At 34.8% G+C, this 514-nt stretch carries 1 protein-coding gene and 1 pseudogene; both read left to right on the top strand.

What is annotated here, in order from left to right:
• A pseudogene (locus ACFSAV_RS09280) lies at positions 1-168 on the top strand (phage tail protein); the annotation flags it as partial.
• Positions 111-514, top strand: a 404-nt coding sequence (locus ACFSAV_RS09285) for a tail assembly protein (protein WP_465263155.1), incomplete at its 3' end; no start/stop codon positions are given. The pseudogene ACFSAV_RS09280 and the gene ACFSAV_RS09285, both read left to right, overlap by 58 nt.

Raw genomic sequence — 514 nt, forward strand, 5'->3', positions numbered from 1 at the left:
TACATTGGCAATCAGCAAGTGTTACATCATAGTCCTAAACGTTTATCTAAACGTGATTTATATGACGGATATTGGCTTAAACATACACATAGTATTTGGAGATTTAAACAATGGTCAACGTTAAATTTTACGGTGCCCTTAAACAATTTGGTACTGACTTCAAATTAGACGTAAAGAATGTTGCTGAGATTGTTAAAGCATTAACAACACAAATGCCAAAACTCAGAGAATTTATTCAACAAGGTAAATTTACGATCAGAATTGGTAAAGAATATATTGACAATCGTTATTTAGAGAAAGGTTTTTTTTATAACTTGAAAGATGGGATGACAGTACATTTTACACCTGTTTTAAAGGGAGCTAAGAAAGCTGGAGTCTTTCAAACTATCTTAGGTGCTGTTATTACAGTAATCGGCGTTGTGATGCTATATACACCGCTTGCTGCTTATGGACCAAGTGTTATTGCTATGGGGATTGGAATGATGGCAGGTGGAGTGGCTCAAATGTTGACTAA

Source organism: Pasteurella oralis, assembly GCF_042681465.1.
In the GTDB taxonomy this organism is placed as follows: domain Bacteria; phylum Pseudomonadota; class Gammaproteobacteria; order Enterobacterales; family Pasteurellaceae; genus Pasteurella; species Pasteurella oralis.